This is a genomic window from Pedobacter sp. MC2016-24 (assembly GCF_015223055.1).
Taxonomy (GTDB): domain Bacteria; phylum Bacteroidota; class Bacteroidia; order Sphingobacteriales; family Sphingobacteriaceae; genus Pedobacter.
Genome location: NZ_JADFBX010000003.1, coordinates 482,010 through 498,543 on the forward strand (window position 1 = coordinate 482,010; position 16,534 = coordinate 498,543).

Annotated in this window: 12 protein-coding genes; 10 read left to right on the forward strand and 2 right to left on the reverse strand. The window is 41.3% G+C overall.

All coding sequences use genetic code 11. The features are described from left to right. The first annotated feature begins 77 nt into the window (after positions 1–77). The 7 genes from IM797_RS10345 (at position 78) to IM797_RS10375 (ending at position 8,902) form a co-directional block, all read left to right on the forward strand. Complete coding sequence (locus tag IM797_RS10345) at positions 78–1,403, forward strand: OmpA family protein (protein WP_194127036.1); 1,326 nt, start codon at positions 78–80, stop codon at positions 1,401–1,403. Positions 1,404–1,533: 130 nt separating this feature from the next. Next, entirely contained in the window at positions 1,534–1,992 is a 459-nt protein-coding gene (locus tag IM797_RS10350) for a MarR family winged helix-turn-helix transcriptional regulator (RefSeq protein ID WP_194127037.1), read from the forward strand. Then, positions 1,973–4,333, forward strand: coding sequence for a 3-hydroxyacyl-CoA dehydrogenase/enoyl-CoA hydratase family protein (locus IM797_RS10355; RefSeq protein ID WP_194127145.1), 2,361 nt, complete (start codon positions 1,973–1,975; stop codon positions 4,331–4,333). The genes IM797_RS10350 and IM797_RS10355 overlap by 20 nt, the downstream gene beginning before the upstream one ends. A 20-nt stretch (positions 4,334–4,353) precedes the next feature. Beyond that, positions 4,354–5,532, forward strand: coding sequence for an acetyl-CoA C-acyltransferase (locus tag IM797_RS10360; RefSeq protein WP_194127038.1), 1,179 nt, complete (start codon positions 4,354–4,356; stop codon positions 5,530–5,532). Positions 5,533–5,536: 4 nt separating this feature from the next. Then, entirely contained in the window at positions 5,537–7,327 is a 1,791-nt protein-coding gene (locus IM797_RS10365) for an acyl-CoA dehydrogenase family protein (RefSeq protein ID WP_194127039.1), read from the forward strand. A 194-nt stretch (positions 7,328–7,521) separates the two neighbouring features. Beyond that, the gene (locus IM797_RS10370; RefSeq protein WP_194127040.1) at positions 7,522–7,974 is read left to right on the forward strand and encodes an FKBP-type peptidyl-prolyl cis-trans isomerase; all 453 of its coding nucleotides are present in this window, start codon (positions 7,522–7,524) and stop codon (positions 7,972–7,974) included. After that, the gene (locus IM797_RS10375) at positions 7,967–8,902 is read left to right on the forward strand and encodes an FKBP-type peptidyl-prolyl cis-trans isomerase (RefSeq protein WP_194127041.1); all 936 of its coding nucleotides are present in this window, start codon (positions 7,967–7,969) and stop codon (positions 8,900–8,902) included. The genes IM797_RS10370 and IM797_RS10375 overlap by 8 nt, the downstream gene beginning before the upstream one ends. Position 8,903: 1 nt before the next feature. Here IM797_RS10375 and IM797_RS10380 read toward each other — a convergent pair whose 3' ends face one another. Both IM797_RS10380 and IM797_RS10385 read right to left on the reverse strand, forming a co-directional pair. Continuing rightward, on the reverse strand, positions 8,904–10,208 hold the full coding sequence (locus IM797_RS10380; protein ID WP_194127042.1) for a deoxyribodipyrimidine photo-lyase: 1,305 nt from the start codon (positions 10,206–10,208) through the stop codon (positions 8,904–8,906). Positions 10,209–10,239: 31 nt separating this feature from the next. Beyond that, positions 10,240–11,148, reverse strand: coding sequence for a TIGR01777 family oxidoreductase (locus tag IM797_RS10385; protein ID WP_194127043.1), 909 nt, complete (start codon positions 11,146–11,148; stop codon positions 10,240–10,242). 192 nt (positions 11,149–11,340) lie between these two features. Here IM797_RS10385 and IM797_RS10390 point away from each other — a divergent pair, with 192 nt between their 5' ends. From IM797_RS10390 to IM797_RS10400, 3 genes are all read left to right on the forward strand, one after another. After that, on the forward strand, positions 11,341–12,633 hold the full coding sequence (locus IM797_RS10390; protein ID WP_194127044.1) for a DASH family cryptochrome: 1,293 nt from the start codon (positions 11,341–11,343) through the stop codon (positions 12,631–12,633). 160 nt (positions 12,634–12,793) lie between these two features. Then, positions 12,794–13,672 carry a MerR family transcriptional regulator gene (locus IM797_RS10395; protein WP_370583076.1) on the forward strand — a complete coding sequence of 293 codons (879 nt, stop codon included), beginning with the start codon at positions 12,794–12,796 and terminating at the stop codon, positions 13,670–13,672. Between the two features lie 66 nt (positions 13,673–13,738). After that, positions 13,739–16,534, forward strand: coding sequence for a 2-oxoglutarate dehydrogenase E1 component (locus tag IM797_RS10400; RefSeq protein WP_194127147.1), 2,796 nt, complete (start codon positions 13,739–13,741; stop codon positions 16,532–16,534).

Sequence of the window (16,534 nt, forward strand, 5' to 3'; positions counted from 1 at the left end):
CTTTTGGGAATTGGCCTGAGTATTGACTATGATGTTCAATTAATCAGGTTTAAGAAAAACTATTAATGCTTTATATTATGAAACAAAGATTTCTAAAATGTTTACCAGTGGCTGTAGCCGCTCTGTTTATTGGTGGTGCCGCTCAGGCTCAAGACGGGGGTGCCCGCGATCCGCAAAGCACCTGGTCTATCGGTTTGAATGCCGGCGTTCTTGCTCCGATCTCTCCTCTCGGTGGTAAGAATGACTTTTCTAACTACAAAAGCCAGTTGGGTTACGGCTTGTACATCAAGAAACAAATTACACCTTATTTCGCATTGCGTTTAGATGGAATGCGCGGTAAATTAAAAGGCGATAATTCTGAAGCTTACAAAAGTGGAGTACCAGGATCTGGACCTGTTAGTGCCTTTGAAACAGATCTTTCTTATACAGGAAGTTTAAATGCAGTAGTGAACGTATTCAGCATGGATTTATTTCACAAAACCAGTGCAGTGACGCTTTATGCTTCAGGTGGTGCCGGTTTAGCTGGTTACAAAGTACAAACTGCTGCTGGATCTGGTGCTTTGACTGATTATGCTGGTGGTAAAACAATCAGCGAACTGATCGTTCCTGTTGGCATGGGCTTTAAATTCAAACTTTCTGAGAAAGTGAATTTAGACTTAGGCTGGACGGTAACTTTTGTTGATGGTGATAATCTGGACGGTACTTACAAAGGAACGAACAACGATAAATATAACTATGCTTACGGAGGTTTAGAATTTGCTTTAGGAAAAGGAAAACAATTGGCATTCTCTAATCCAATTGCTGTAACTTATGATGAAGCTGTTCAGGCTAAAGCAACTGCTAATGCATTAAAAGGTGATTTAGAAGCTGCTAAAGCTGATAATGCACGTTTAAGATCAGAAATGAATGACCTGTTGAAAGACAGCGATGGCGATGGTGTTGCTGATAAATTGGATAAATGTCCAGGTACACCAGCAGGAACTGTTGTTGACGGTTCTGGTTGTCCTTTAAAAGTACCTGCTCCGGTAATTAAAGAGAAAGTAATTGTTACTGAATCTGACCGTAGAGTAGTTGCTGATGCCATTAAAAACTTAGAATTTGATTTAGGTAAATCAACCATCCGCGCTAAATCTTATCCAACTTTAAATAAAGTTGCTGCTTTGTTGGTAGAAAAAGACTTTAGCTTGAAATTAGCTGGTCATACTGACAATACAGGTTCTGCTGCTTTAAACATGAGATTGTCTAAAGAAAGAGCAGAATCGATCAAAGCTTATTTAGTTTCTCAAGGTGCTAACGCTTCAAGAATTGAAGCTACTGGTTACGGTATGAACCAACCAATTGCATCTAACAAAACTGCAGCTGGTCGTCAGCAAAACAGAAGGGTAGAGTTTACACTTTACTAGTCTGATTATAAACCTTTTCAAGAAAGCTCCTCTAATTTTTAGAGGGGCTTTTTTTTGTGATAATAATTTGCTTTTGCGCTTGCATTATACTTTTTAATTCGATAGCTTTGTTATGCAAGCATAGCAATTAATGAAACAGCAGGAAACCATAGATTATTTTTTAAAGGTAGTTTGGCAGAACGTCTCCAACACCTATAACCAGATTGCTTCGGGATTTGGAATCACACAGGCCATTGGTTATGTGTTGATCAATATTGACAAAGAAGGAACTGCTGTTTCGCAGCTGGCGGGTTTGCTCGGTGTAAAAGCCACGAGTTTGTCGAGAATGTTAAACAATATGGAGGAATCTGGGTTAATATATCGGGAAACTTCTGCAGGCGACAAGCGTTCTGTAAAAGTATTCCTGACTGATTTTGGTTATGAGAAACGACAGATGGCCAAAGGTGTGGTGATTTCTTTTAATGAGTACTTGAATCAGCACTTGAGTAGTACCGAAAAAAACAACTTGCTTGTAACCTTGCAGAAAGTGAATAAACTTACCTTATCATATAAAATTCCCGTTGAAAATGATGAACAAAAAAATAAATAAAGTAGCGGTATTGGGCTCCGGTATTATGGGCTCTCGTATTGCCTGTCACTTTGCTAATATTGGAGTAGAGGTACTTTTGCTCGATATTGTTGCTAAAGAAGGAGACCGCAACAGTATCGTGAATAATGCTTTACAGACAGCAGTTAAAACAAATCCTTCGCCCGTTTATTCTAAAAAGGTTCTGAGCAAAATTTCTACCGGGAATTTTGAAGATGACATGGCTAAGATTGGTGGTTACGATTGGATTATTGAAGTGGTGGTGGAAAACCTGGACATCAAGAAAAAGGTGTTTGAGCAAGTGGAGCAGTATCGTAAACCAGGAACTTTAATCACCTCTAATACTTCAGGCATTCCCATTCATTTAATGGCAGAAGGCCGTTCTGAAGATTTTAAGGCAAATTTTTGCGGCACACACTTTTTTAATCCGCCACGCTACCTCAGGTTGTTGGAAATTATTCCAACACCGTATACTCAACCTGAGCTGGTTGACTTTCTAATGCATTACGGTGATAAGTTTTTAGGTAAAACTACGGTTTTATGTAAAGATACACCTGCATTTATTGCCAACAGGGTTGGTGTATATTCGATCATGGCCTTATTGCATCTGGTACAAAAAATGGACCTGACGGTAGAGGAAGTCGATAAATTTACTGGTCCCGCATTGGGAAGGCCAAAGTCGGCCACTTTCCGTACTACGGATGTCGTGGGGCTGGATACCATGATTAAAGTGTCGAAAGGACTTTATGACAATTGTCCGGACGATAAAGCACACGATTTGTTTAAACTTCCGGATTATGTAGAAAAAATGGAAGCCAACAAATGGCTGGGTGATAAAACCGGACAGGGTTTTTATAAAAAGACAAAAAATGCAGAAGGTAAAACTGAGATCTTAGCCTTAGACCTGAAAACGCTGGAATACCGTCCGCAGGTGAAGGTAAAATCAGCTACGCTCGATTTAACCAAGCCAATTGAAAATGTGCGGGACCGGATGAAGGTTTTTGCTGCAGGAAAGGATAAAGCAGGTGAGTTGTTCAGGGCTTCTTTCTTCGGCTTATTTGAATATGTATCTGACCGGATTCCGGAAATTTCTGATGAACTATACCGGATTGACGATGCAATGCGCGCCGGCTTTGGCTGGGATTTGGGGCCGTTTGAAGTTTGGGACGCCGTTGGTGTGGCCGAGGCTCTTGAGGGCATGAAGAAATATGGACATGAGGCTGCGGCCTGGGTTCATGAAATGCTGGCTGCAGGGCATACCGCTTTCTATAAAGTAGAAGATGGCGTTCGTAAATATTATGATATTCCGACCAAAAGCTATAAGGCCATTCCTGGTGCGGATGCATTCATTATACTGGATAATTTAAGGGCCAATAAAGTACTTTGGAAAAACTCCGGAGCATCTATTATAGATCTGGGTGATGGAATTATCAATGTGGAATTCCATTCAAAAATGAATACCATTGGTGGCGATACTTTACAGGCCATCAATAAAGCCATTGATATGGCCGAAAAAGATTACAGAGGTGTCGTAATTGGTAATGACGGAGCAAATTTCTCGGCAGGAGCCAATGTGGGCATGATTTTCATGATGGCTGTGGAACAGGAATGGGAAGAGCTGAATCTGGCTATCCGGATGTTCCAGAACACCTCGATGCGCATCCGTTATTCTTCTATTCCGGTGGTTGTAGCACCACATAACCTGACGCTTGGTGGTGGTTGTGAATTTAGTTTACACGCAGACCATGTGCAGTTAAACGCAGAAACCTATATGGGATTGGTTGAGTTTGGTGTTGGGGTTATTCCTGGCGGCGGCGGTACTAAAGAGTTTGCTTTACGTGCGTCGGATGAATATCATGAAGATCAGATTGTACAAAATGTATTGAAAGACCGTTTCCTCACCATCGGTATGGCTAAGGTTTCAACTTCTGCGGTGGAGGCTTTTGAACTGGGGTACCTGCAAAAAGATAAATATTCGATCAGTATGAACAGGAGCCGGTTAATTGCAGATGCCAAAGCTAAAGCAATTGAACTGGCAGATGCGGGTTATACGCAACCGGTTAGACGTAAAGATATCAAGGTATTGGGTAAACAAGGTCTGGGTATTGTTTATGCCGGTGCAAATACCATGTATTCGGGGCATTACATTTCTGAGCATGATAAGAAAATCTCGGAGAAACTGGGTTGGGTCATGTGTGGTGGGGACCTGTCTTCTCCCACAGAGGTTACCGAGCAGTATTTGCTTGACCTGGAAAGAGAAGCTTTCTTATCGCTATGTGGTGAGCGGAAAACATTAGAACGCATTCAGAGTATAGTTACAAAAGGTAAACCGCTTAGAAACTAAGCTATTTAATAGATATAGACATGCAAGAAGCATATATTATAGCAGGATATCGTACTGCAGTGGGCAAGGCCCCTCGTGGTGTATTTCGTTTTACAAGAGCCGATGATTTGGCTGCTGAAGTAATCAGGGCCTTAGTAGCTTCGGTTCCTAACCTGGATAAAGAACAGATTGACGACGTCATTGTAGGTAATGCTACACCTGAAGCAGAGCAAGGTTTGAATGTTGGCCGGATGATCTCTTTGATGGGCCTGGATACGGACAAGGTTCCGGGTGTTACGGTGAACAGGTATTGTGCATCAGGACTGGAAACCATTGCCACCGCGGTGGCTAAAATTAAAAGTGGAATGGCCGACTGTATCATTGCAGGTGGGGTGGAAGTGATGTCTGGTATGCCATTTGGCGGTTGGAAAGTTGTTCCAAATCCGGAAGTGGCTAAAAATAATCCCGACTGGTATTGGGGAATGGGCTTAACTGCCGAAGCCGTAGCCAAAGAATATAACGTAAGTCGCGAAGACCAGGATGAATTTTCTTATCAGTCGCACCAGAAAGCGGTAGAGGCAATTAAAAATGGACATTTGAAAGCAGGTGTACTGCCCATTACGGTAACAGAAAATTACCTGGACGCAGCTATGAAAAGAAAAACCCGCAGTTATGTGGTGGATACCGATGAAGGGCCCAGAGCGGATACTTCGATAGAAAAGCTGGCGAAGTTAAAACCGGTTTTTGCTGCGGATGGTTGCATCACGGCAGGTAATTCTTCTCAGACTTCAGATGGTGCTGCATTTGTACTGGTTGTTTCGGAGAAAAAAATGAAAGAGCTGGGGGTTGATCCTATTGCGCGTTTGGTGAGTTACGGTATTGCCGGTGTACCACCGCGTATTATGGGAATCGGGCCGATTTATGCAATTCCCAAAGCCTTGAAACAGGCGGGTATGACCCTGGACCAGATTCAGTTGATTGAATTGAATGAAGCTTTTGCTTCTCAATCGCTTGCTATTGTGCGGGAATTGGGGATCAACAAAGAAATATTAAATGTAAATGGTGGTGCCATTGCCTTGGGGCATCCCCTGGGTTGTACAGGTGCAAAATTAACGGTTCAGTTATTTAACGAATTAAAAAGAAGAGATCAGAAGTACGGAATGGTAACCATGTGCGTGGGTAGCGGACAAGGGGCAGCAGGGATTTTTGAAATGCTATAATATTATGGAAACTACAGACAAAAAAACGATTAAAGGTGGCGAGTTTTTAATAACTGAAACCACTTATCAGGATGTATTTATCCCTGAAGAATTTGATGAAGAGCAGCAAATGATCGCTCAGACTTGTCGCGATTTTCTAGCTGCCGAGGTTTATCCGAACCTTGACCGTATCGATACCCAGGAAGAAGGCCTGATGCCTTCATTAATGGATAAAGCAGGTGAACTGGGAATTTTAGGCGTTTCTATTCCTGAGGTTTACGGTGGTTTTGGCAAGAACTTCAATACTTCCATGCTGGTGGCTGATGTGATCGGTGCGGGGCATTCATTTGCCGTTGCATTATCGGCGCATACAGGTATCGGAACCTTACCTATTTTATATTATGGTAATGAGGAGCAGAAAGCCAAATATATCCCTAAGTTAGGAACGGGTGAATGGAAAGCAGCCTATTGCTTAACTGAACCAAATTCCGGATCGGACGCGAATTCTGGAAAAACCAAGGCAAAACTTGCTGAAGATGGTAAACATTACCTGATCAATGGTCAGAAAATGTGGATTACCAATGGTGGTTTTGCAGATGTATTCATAGTATTTGCCAAAATTGATGATGATGCAAACCTGACTGCATTTATAGTAGAACGTGAGTTTGGCGGAATTACTATGAATCCTGAAGAACATAAGATGGGTATCAAGGGTTCTTCAACCAGACAGGTGTTCTTTAACGACTGTCCGGTGCCGGTAGAAAATATGTTGTCTGAGCGTCAGAATGGATTTAAGATCGCGGTAAATATCCTGAATATTGGCCGGATTAAATTAGCAGCGGCAGCTATTGGTGCCTCTAAATCTGTCATTGATACCGCGGTAAATTACTCCAATGAGCGGATTCAGTTTGACAGACAGATTTCAAAATATGGAGCAATCCGCTACAAGCTGGCTGAAATGGCCACTAAAGTGTATGCTGTAGAGTCTGCAAATTACAGGGCTGGTCAGAATATTGATGATGCTTACGATGCATTGGTTGCCGGTGGAATGGATGCGAGTAAAGCGAAGTTAAAATCGACAGAGCAGTTTGCTGTGGAATGTGCCATACTGAAAGTATGGGGATCCGAGGCATTGGATTATGTGGTGGATGAAGGTGTTCAGATTTATGGTGGGATGGGCTTTTCGGCAGAAGCGCCGATGGACAGGGCCTACCGTGACGCCAGGATCAACCGGATTTTTGAAGGTACCAACGAGATTAACCGTTTGCTTACGGTAGATATGATGTTGAAACGCGCGATGAAAGGTGAACTTGATTTGATGACGCCTGCAACTGCCGTAGCTGCTGAGCTGATGTCCATTCCTGATTTCGGTGAGGAGGATACCACTTTGTTTGCAGCAGAGAAAAAGATCATTCAAAATTTGAAAAAAGCGACTTTAATGGTGGCTGGTGCAGCGGTACAAAAGCTGATGATGAGCCTATCTAAAGAGCAGGAGATTTTGATGAATATTGCCGATATGGCCAGTTATGTATATGTAGCAGAATCGGCTATGCTGAGAACCGAGAAATTGGTGAATCTGCGCGGTGAGGCAGCCTGCGAAGGTCAGCTGAATATGATGCGCATTTATTTTGTAGAAGCTGTTGATGCGGTGCAAAAAGCCGGAAAAGAAGCTTTATGGGCTTTCGCTGAAGGTGATGAGCAACGGATGATGATGGTGGGCCTGAGAAGATTTACGAAAATGGAAGCATTTAACGTGAAGGAAGCCCGTCAAAAGGTAGCACAGCAATTGATTGCTGCGAATAAATATTGTTATTAAGACAACGATTCATAATTAAAACTGGGCGCCCGTAATTTGATTGCGGGCGTTTTTTGTTTGGCTACCTTTAATTGTTAAAATTGGTTAAAAATTGTGCCATCGGCAATAAAAGACTATTTTTGTGCATTATGTTAAAATCCAGGATTTTGTTTGGGCTAATTTTGATTGCAGCAGGGTATACTGCGTGCAAAAAAATGGAGCCTTATAACAGTCAGGCGCAACTGGAAATTGACGATGCCATTATCACAAAATATCTTGTGGATAGCAACTTGAAGGATAGTGGTTTTGTAAAAGACCCTTCTGGATTGTATTATAAGATCCAGAGAAGAGGGATCGATACCGGTATAATTACCGATACTACATTGATGTATGCAAATTACATGGTTAAGGTTTTAACTAAACCCGCTTATGATAAACGTTTGGACAGTGCCTTTACGTTTAGACTTACGGGTTATGTGGAAGGCATAAGAATCGGAGCGAAAAAAATTAAAGTAGGTGGAAAAATACGCATGCTGATCCCATCGACCCTAGCTTACCAACAGCGGTACTTAAAAGGAGGAGCGAAGGATAGCATTCTTGTTCCCTCAAATTCAATATTAGATTATACATTAGAAATACTTTCTCTAAATATAAAACCACATGATTAAAAAGTTATCGTTATATACTCTGGGCTTAGCCGGCTGCCTTGTTCTTTTCAATTCTTGTAAGAAAGAATATGAGTCTATAGGAGAATTGGATGTCAGGAATATTGACGCATATATTGCCAAAAACAACATTACCGGAAGAAAAGATACTTTAGGTTATGCTTATCAGATTACCAATCCTGCTACTGGTACAGTGGCTGGTAACCAGGATTCGATCTACTACACTTATGAGTTTAAACATGCTTCGAATGCCACAATTTTTAAAAGTGCAGAGTATGTTTTTCCTGAAACTTTTTTAGGTTACAGTAGTTCAATTCCTAATCCTTCAGCGCCTTTAGCACCAGCTTCTAACTTAAGTTTTCCTGCCATTAGATATACATTGGCGAAATTGAAAAAAGGTGGTTCTGCAGTGATTGTATTGCCTTCGAGCTCGGCATTCGGTAGAAATGGTTATGCCACACTTGGCATAGAATCCAATGAAATTATTGTGATTCAATTGAACAGGCTGACTTATAACAACCAGGTTGAAATCGATAATTTCATGCTGAATAAGTTTGTTACTGCAAATACATTGAATGTGCAGACAAATCCAAACCGGGTACGTTATATCATTTCAGCAGAAGGAACAGATAAGGCGACATTAAAGTCGGATTCTTATGTTACGGTTAAATATACTGGCCGGTTATTGGATGGAACTGTATTCGACACCAGTACCGATGGAATCACGGGTTTTCTGGATCGTTATATTCCGGGTTGGTACGAAACACTTCCAGGCAAAGTGGGTGTAGGCGGTAAAATTCGCCTGTTAATTCCTTCTTACCTTGCTTATGGAAAAGAAGGACGTAAAGATTCCAGTACAGGCGCTTATGTTATTCCACCAAACGCATGTCTGGACTTTGATATCGAGATTACAGCAATTGTAAATAAATAATTTAAGGGTTTAGGGCATCTTTAAATACTTTTAATATCCTTTCTCTGGCGAAAGCATGTTCAACTATAGGTTGTACATGCTTTTGGTTTTTATAGCCAGGTGCCCAGCGGAAGATGTACTCATTTTGAGGATCGAACTTCTTCGCCTGCAAATCAGGGCTAAAAACTCTGAAATAGGGTGCAGCATCATTGCCACATCCGCAGGCCCATTGCCATCCACCGATATTACTCGCCTGATCGTAATCCAGCAGTTTTTCGGCAAAGTAAGCTTCACCCCAACGCCAGTCGATCAAAAGATGTTTGGTTAAAAAGCTAGCTACCAACATTCTGACACGGTTGTGCATGTAGCCCGTTTCATTCAATTGTTTCATGCCTGCATCTACCAGAGGATATCCGGTTTCTCCCTTACACCAGGCTTCAAATTCAGTCTCATTATTTCTCCAGGCGATGTTGTCGTAGGCCGGCTTGAAAGATTGGGTTACAGTATTTGGGAAATGCCATAAAATCATCATGTAAAAATCACGCCAGGCAAGTTCGGATAGCCATTTTTCTGCTTTTTGTGCCATGGCTTCACGGGCTGCGGCCCGGATGCTGATGGTGCCAAACCGGAGGTGGATGCCTATGTGTGTGGTTTCGTCCTGTGCAGGGAAATCTCTTTTGTCTTCATAGCCCTGTAGTTTTGAACTGAAATCTTTAGACGGAAAGGGGCGTGTTGATTTTTCAAAACCCATGTCGGACAGACTCATGATCTTTTTGCTTGGTTGAGCTAACAGATTGTCGAGGTATTTGGCTACTGGGTATGCCTTGAGGTAAAAAGGATTTAGTTTTTGATGCCATTGACGAAAGTAAGGCGTAAACACCGTATAAGGTTTCAGATCGGCCTTCGTAATCTCATTCTTTTCAAAGATCACCTGGTCTTTATAAGTGTTGAAAATGATGTTTTCTGAACGCAGGTACTCGGCCAAAGCATCGTCCCGTTCCCTGGCATAAGGCTCATAGTCGTGATTGACGTAAACTGCTTTTACATCGTATGCTTTTAATATCTCGGCCCAGGCTTGTTCTGGAGTTCCATATTTAAACTCAAATGTACTCCCGAGGTCATTCAATTTTGTATTCAGTGTTTCTAATGTCTGGTGAATGAAAGTGAGCCTTGCGTCCTGTTTGTTGCTTAATCTGGAAAGAATATTCTGATCAAAAATAAACAGGGGGACAACCGGATAAGGGCCTTTAAGTGCATGATATAAAGCGGCATGATCTTCCAGTCTGAGGTCTCTTCTAAACCAACAGACACTTATTTCTTTTTTCATTAAGCTGATTTTGATAAACCTCGTGTAACGTTTAAGCTTTGTAAATATCGGTTAAAGCTTCGTTAAGTTGGGTATACTTAAACTTAAAATCTGTTTCTAATATTTTTTCCGCCGAAGTATTGGTACTGATGAATATGACGTTACTCATCTCACCCAAAAGTAAACGAATGATTTTTTCCGGAACATGAATAGGCCATACCGGACGATGAAGCCTGGCTGCAACTGCTTTGGTTAATGTAGTATTGGTTACGGGAAAAGGGGCGCAAGCATTGTAAGCACCCTGCATAATCGGGTTTTCAATGGCTGATACGAATAAGCTCACAATGTCGTGCAGGTGAATCCAGGGCATCCATTGTTTTCCGGAACCAAGTGGGGCGCCGGCAAAGAAACGAATGGGTCTAGCCAGTGCGGCGAGGGCTCCCTGATCTTTTGCCAGAATAATACCTATTCTGAGTTTGACAACCCGAAGTCCAAGCACTTTGCCTGCGTCAACAGACTGTTCCCATAAACGGCAACATTCTGCCATAAAACCAAAGCCACCTGGGGTTTCCTCTGTTAAAATTTCATCTCCACAATCGCCATAATATCCCACTGCCGAGGCTGAAATAAAGTTTTTAACTGATGATTTGCTTTCCTGGATGGCACGATAAAGTAATGCTGTAGACTGTACGCGGCTATCGATAATTTCTTTTTTTTGTTTTTCAGACCAGAGTTTTCCAGCTATGTTTTCACCGGCAAGATGTACAATGGTATCGATACCATTTAAACAATCCTTGTCAATGCTTCCTTTGGAAACATCCCATAAAAACACCCTGACGTCTTTTATTTTTTTAGGTGTGCGGGAAAGTATGGAGACCTGATGCCCCGCTTTTTGCAATCTGAAAATTAGTTTTTTGCCCACCATTCCTGTGGCACCGGTGATTAAAATTTGCTTGTTCATCTTGTTCTGATCTTTGAGTAATCTACCGTTTTACTTTTAATATAAACTGTTTGCCGGCCGTTTAGTTTGTCAAATTATCTTATTATCGTCAATCTTTTGTTCTGCTTATGTAAATATTAGGTTGTTAATTAGCTTTAAGATTAAAAATGGCATATTTTTGAGATTTACCACATATAAGTTCAGCCGTAATTAATGAAGACTAAAAGAATATTGGTTTGGTTTAGAAATGACCTTCGCTTGCACGATAATGAAATGCTTGTTGAAGCGGTTGCTAAATCGGACAGTATTTTACCCGTTTACTTTTTTGACCCACGTTATTTTGAAGATGCTCGTGTTGGAGCTTTGAAAACTGGTGTAGCACGTGGACAGTTTTTGTTGGAAAGTGTTGCTGCTTTAAGGACTGCTTTTCAAAAACTGGGAGGCGATATGCTATTGGTTTATGGCAAACCTGAAGATCATATCAAGCAACTGGCGGAGCAGTTTGAAATTACTGAAGTGTACCACCACCGTGAAGTGGGGCCCGAAGAAACCCTGATTTCTACACACGTTGAAGATTTGCTCTGGACGTTGAAAATTAATCTGAAGCATTTTATCGGTCATACCTTGTATAATAAGGAAGACCTGCCTTTTCCCATTAAAGATATTCCGGATGTTTTTGCTCAGTTTAAAAAGAAAACGGAGCGGGATGCGATGGTGAAAACCTGCTTTCTGATACCTGAAGAGATTGCTTTTGTGGAAGTGGAAGACTGGGGCCAGATTCCGGATCTGAAGCAACTGGGTTTTGAATGGGATGGTGTTAAATTGGATAATTATGCGGATGGCGGTGAGGAAGCTGGTTTAAGACACCTGGAAATTTTATTGCAGGAGGGATCAGCTGTTTATCAGAAGCCTATACCTAAACCTACAGCAGACAAACCCGGTTTTACAGCTAAAATATCAGCCTGGTTGGCAATTGGTTGTGTGTCTCCACGCAAAGTGTACTGGATGGTTAAAGCCGCAGAAGGCAGGCATGGAACAAATGCCAATTTTAACCATATGTTATTGGGCTTATTGTGGCGCGATTATTTCAGGTTTATGTTTAAAAAGCATGGAATCGGTTTTTTTGATGAACCTGATTTTGAAAACGTCTTTAAAAATATGGACGGGGCCGCGGTAATACCTGAGCTAGAGAACTGGAAGGCGGCAATTACCGGACATCCAATTGTTGATCGTTACATGGAGGAACTCAATACAACTGGATTTATCCCGCATGTAGGTCGAATGCTGGTGGCAACTTATTTAATTTATGTCTTAAAAATTCATTGGATTTACGGCGCAGCCTATTTTGAAGAGAAATTGATTGACTATGCGCCTGCCAGTAACTGGGGGAATTGGGCCAATGTGGCGGGGATTGGTAAAGATGTTAAATCTAAAAATACTTTTGATCTGGATAAGCAAATGAAAATTCTGGAAATTTCTATTTCAGATAGTCCTTCATTTGCTTGATAATCTGATTGTTTTGGATTTTTTTATTTCAATTGTTACCTTGCTCTGATTAAGCAGTATGGCTTTATAATTGTTTTGTTTTAATTTCCATTTGAAATAAATGTTAAACAAAAATTGGTTTTTAAACAAAGTTGTTTAACATTTGTTATATTCAATTAGTGTGAAGAAGTACTCAATCAGTGATATCGAAGCCCTTATCGGGATCAAGGCCCATACCATAAGGGCCTGGGAAATACGTTATAACCTTGTTCCACCCAAGCGTACGGCTACCAATATCCGTTATTATGCGGAAGAGGACCTGAAGTTGCTGCTCAATATTGTTACACTCAATCAAAACGGCTATAAAATCAGTAGAATTGCAAAGATGAGCCATCAGCAAATCACTGATCTGGTGTTGCAATTGAATGCAGATTGGGGAAATGAATCTGTTCAGCTGTTGAATTTATCTAATGCCACGATGGCTTATGATGAAGATGAATTTGCCAAAATTCTTGCTGGATGTATAGATGAAATGGGGCTGATTAAAACCATGGATATCGTGCTGTTCCCTTTTATGAAAAGGGTTGGAATGCTTTGGCAAACAGGTACGATTGACCCTTCCCAGGAACACTTTGCATCGAACCTGATTCGTGAACGGATCATTGTGGAAATCGATAAAATTGAAAAGAAGATTAAGAAAGATGCCAAACGATTTTTGCTTTTTCTTCCGGAAAATGAAATGCATGAGACCGGCTTACTGTTTACCCGGTACCTGCTGAAAAAATGCGGACATGAAATGCTTTACCTTGGGTCTGAAATTCCATATGCTGACCTGCGGGCAGTGATTAAATCTTATCAGCCGGATTATGCTTTCATGGTGCTGACTTCGTTAAATCTTGGAAAAGATGTCAATAAAATTATTGGCAAAGTAATGGATGGACTCGGCGTGCCACTATTGGTCGCCGGTAGTTTAATTGCCGAATTTGACATTGTTGTGCAGGATCACCTGACCCCTTTGAAAAATGTCTGTGACATGGTCGAATTTCTTGAAGAATTATAAAGAAAATTGCCTGTTTTATAAGGTAAAATCCTAATTTTGCATCACTTATAGCATATTTAATACATGATGGATAATTTATCTTATCTCAACGGCGCTAATGCCGAGTACGTAGAGTCCTTATATCAATCTTACAATCAGGACCCAAATTCTGTTGAATTTGGCTGGCAAAAATTTTTTGAAGGTTTTGACTTCGGAAGAGAGGCTTCAGGTGCATCTGTAAACGCAGAAGCTCCAGAGCATTTTTTGAAAGAGATCAATGTTTTAAACATGATCAACGGTTACCGCCAGCGCGGCCACCTGTTTACCCATACCAACCCGGTTAGGGAACGCAGGCAGCACCTGCCAACGCTTGATCTGGAGAATTTCGGATTGGCGAAATCTGATCTGGACACTGTTTTCAATGCAAGTGTCGAGTTGGGGATCGGTGCAGCTAAGCTGAGTGATATTGTGGCCTTTTTAAAGCAAACTTATTGCCACTCTATTGGTGCTGAGTATAAATATGTGCGTACACCCGAAGTACTTTCCTGGATTGAACAAAAAATGGAAAGTGTGCGCAATACGCCTAATTTTTCTATCGATGAGAAGAAGCGTATTTTAACCAAACTGAATGAAGCAGTTAGTTTTGAGAATTTTTTGGGTACCAAATTTCTTGGTCAGAAGAGATTTTCATTAGAAGGTGCTGAAGCTTTAATTCCTGCACTGGATTCTGTTATTGAAAAAGGGGCTGATCTTGGAATTGAGGAGTTTGTAATCGGTATGGCGCACCGCGGACGTTTGAACGTGCTGGCCAATATCATGCAGAAATCTTATAAAGATATTTTTGCTGAGTTTGAAGGTAAGGCTTACAGTGCCGATTCTCCATTTGGGGGTGACGTGAAGTATCACCTTGGCTATTCTACGGATGTGACGACAAATGATGGCAAGAATGTCCATTTGAGTCTTTGCCCGAATCCGTCTCACCTGGAAACAGTGAATGGGGTAGTTGAAGGCATGACCCGCTCTAAGATAGATTTTAAATATGGTGGTGATAATGCCCGCATTGCACCTATTCTGATACATGGTGATGCTTCGGTTGCCGGACAAGGCATAGTATATGAAGTGATCCAAATGGCGGGTCTGGACGGTTATAAAACAGGAGGTACCATCCACCTGATCATTAATAACCAGATTGGTTTTACGACAAATTTTAAAGATGCACGTACCAGTACATACTGTACAGATATTGCAAAAGTAACCTTATCGCCGGTTTTCCATGTAAATGGTGACGATGTAGAGGCTTTGGTCTATGCCATTAACCTGGCTATGGAATATCGTCAGAAATACAAAAATGACGTATTTATTGATATTTTATGTTATCGCAGGTTTGGGCACAACGAATCTGATGAGCCTAAGTTTACCCAACCTTTGCTTTATAAAGCAATAGAACAGCATGCCAATTCGAGAGATATTTATATTGATCAACTGGTGAAAGAAGGTTCTCTTGAAGCAAGTGCAGCAAAAGAAATGGAAAAACAGTTCCGTGCATTATTGCAGGAACGCTTGACTGAAGCCAAAGCCATTACTTCTACTTATCAGGACGTAAAGTTTGGTGGTGCCTGGTCTGACATGCGCATCGCTACGCCTCAGGATTTCGAAAGCTCGCCAAGTACAGCAGTAAAAGAGACCACCTTATTAGAGATTGCTAAAAGAATAAGCACTTTACCTGCAGATAAGAAATTCTTTAAGAAAATTGAGAAGCTTTTTGAAGAACGTAGTAAAATGGCCAATACCACCCATGTATTTGATTGGGCAATGGGCGAGCAGCTTGCTTATGGTACTTTACTTGCAGAAGGTAAAAGAGTACGTTTAAGCGGACAGGATGTTGAGCGCGGCACGTTCTCTCATCGCCATGCGGTATTGACTTTAGAAGATTCTGAAGAAGAATATATCCCATTGGCAAATATATCAGACCAGCAGGCGCCTTTTGACATTTACAATTCACACTTGTCTGAATATGGCGTTTTAGGCTTCGAGTATGGTTATGCTATGGCGAATCCGAATGCTTTGACGATTTGGGAAGCTCAGTTTGGTGATTTCTTTAATGGAGCTCAAATTGTTGTGGATCAGTATATTGCCAGTGCGGAGACGAAGTGGCAACGTGAAAACGGATTGGTGATGTTATTGCCTCATGGTTATGAAGGTCAGGGTCCAGAGCATTCATCTGCAAGGATTGAACGTTTTATGGAGCTTTGTGCAGATTACAACATGCAGGTAACGAATTGTACTACACCTGCAAACTTTTTCCATGCCATGCGCAGGCAGTTCAAACGTGATTTTAGAAAGCCTTTGGTGGTGTTTACGCCAAAAAGTTTATTGCGCCATCCGATGTGTGTTTCACCTTTAGTAGATTTTACAGAAGGTAAATTCCAGGAAGTCATTGCAGATCATAACGTAAAGGCCGCTAATGTAAAAAGGGTATTGTTCTGTAGCGGTAAGATTTATTACGAATTGCTGGAGAAACAACAAAAAGAAGAGATTAAAGATGTTGCGATTGTTCGCGTGGAGCAATTGTATCCTACGCCATTGGAACAAATGGAAGCGGTTTACAGCAAATATAAAAATGCTAAGGAAGCATTATGGGTTCAGGAAGAGCCGGAAAACATGGGGGCATGGCCTTACCTGTTGCGTAGACTGAGAAAGACAGCTTTCCATGATATTGAAGTGATCTCTAGAAAAGAAAGCAGCAGTACAGCTACAGGTTATGCAAAACAACACGCAGATCAACAAGCTTATATTTTAGCTAAGGCTTTTGAGATGACCGTTACGGCAGTCGATGAAAAAATAGCTAAAAAATCGGTGAGTAAAGTTTATAATGTAGATTAG

What these genes read in the sequence shown, in the direction of transcription:
- IM797_RS10345 (WP_194127036.1), top strand. Translation starts at nt 78, where the DNA reads ATGAAACAAAGATTTCTAAAATGTTTACCAGTGGCTGTAGCCGCTCTG.
- IM797_RS10350 (WP_194127037.1), top strand. Translation starts at nt 1,534, where the DNA reads ATGAAACAGCAGGAAACCATAGATTATTTTTTAAAGGTAGTTTGGCAG.
- IM797_RS10355 (WP_194127145.1), top strand. Translation starts at nt 1,973, where the DNA reads ATGAACAAAAAAATAAATAAAGTAGCGGTATTGGGCTCCGGTATTATG.
- IM797_RS10360 (WP_194127038.1), top strand. Translation starts at nt 4,354, where the DNA reads ATGCAAGAAGCATATATTATAGCAGGATATCGTACTGCAGTGGGCAAG.
- IM797_RS10365 (WP_194127039.1), top strand. Translation starts at nt 5,537, where the DNA reads ATGGAAACTACAGACAAAAAAACGATTAAAGGTGGCGAGTTTTTAATA.
- IM797_RS10370 (WP_194127040.1), top strand. Translation starts at nt 7,522, where the DNA reads ATGGAGCCTTATAACAGTCAGGCGCAACTGGAAATTGACGATGCCATT.
- IM797_RS10375 (WP_194127041.1), top strand. Translation starts at nt 7,967, where the DNA reads ATGATTAAAAAGTTATCGTTATATACTCTGGGCTTAGCCGGCTGCCTT.
- IM797_RS10380 (WP_194127042.1), bottom strand. Translation starts at nt 10,208, where the DNA reads ATGAAAAAAGAAATAAGTGTCTGTTGGTTTAGAAGAGACCTCAGACTG.
- IM797_RS10385 (WP_194127043.1), bottom strand. Translation starts at nt 11,148, where the DNA reads ATGAACAAGCAAATTTTAATCACCGGTGCCACAGGAATGGTGGGCAAA.
- IM797_RS10390 (WP_194127044.1), top strand. Translation starts at nt 11,341, where the DNA reads ATGAAGACTAAAAGAATATTGGTTTGGTTTAGAAATGACCTTCGCTTG.
- IM797_RS10400 (WP_194127147.1), top strand. Translation starts at nt 13,739, where the DNA reads ATGGATAATTTATCTTATCTCAACGGCGCTAATGCCGAGTACGTAGAG.